Annotated in this window: 1 protein-coding gene; it reads right to left on the bottom strand. The window is 40.2% G+C overall.

Features of this window, described 5'->3' with window-relative positions; translation table 11 throughout:
• Window positions 1–14: 14 nt before the first annotated feature.
• On the bottom strand, window positions 15–302 hold the full coding sequence (locus HT691_RS03780; protein WP_172925258.1) for a rhodanese-like domain-containing protein: 288 nt from the start codon (window positions 300–302) through the stop codon (window positions 15–17).
• Between the last annotated feature and the right edge of the window lie 29 nt (window positions 303–331).

The raw sequence follows: 331 nt of genomic DNA, 5'->3' as shown, positions 1-331 counted from the left end.
ATTTTCATTGAGTATTAAAGTTCTTCGAAGGCCATCATGCCACCTTGGACATTGATAACCTCATAACCTTGTTCTGATAAGAATTGGCAAGCACGCGCCGATCTCATTCCAGATTTGCAAATAACATAATGTAACTGGTCCTTATCCAACTGATCATAGCTATCAGCCAATTGACTAAGTGGCAGGTTGTGGGCACCTTCTAAATGAAGAGCTTCAAACTCATCCACTTCTCTCACGTCCACTAGAGAAGGTTGGTCGTCTTGGTAAAGCTGGTAAAATGCGTCAAAGGTTATTTCTTTCATTCTTTTTCTCCTAATACTCTTCGAAAATC

It is taken from the genome of Streptococcus sp. 477 (assembly GCF_013277295.1).
Taxonomy (GTDB): Bacteria; Bacillota; Bacilli; order Lactobacillales; family Streptococcaceae; genus Streptococcus; species Streptococcus pseudopneumoniae.
The sequence above is the reverse complement of the archived record's forward strand: the minus strand, read 5'-3'. Positions and strand labels throughout refer to the sequence as shown.

Coding starts and splice junctions, on each gene's coding strand:
- HT691_RS03780 (WP_172925258.1), bottom strand. CDS start 302: ATGAAAGAAATAACCTTTGACGCATTTTACCAGCTTTACCAAGACGAC.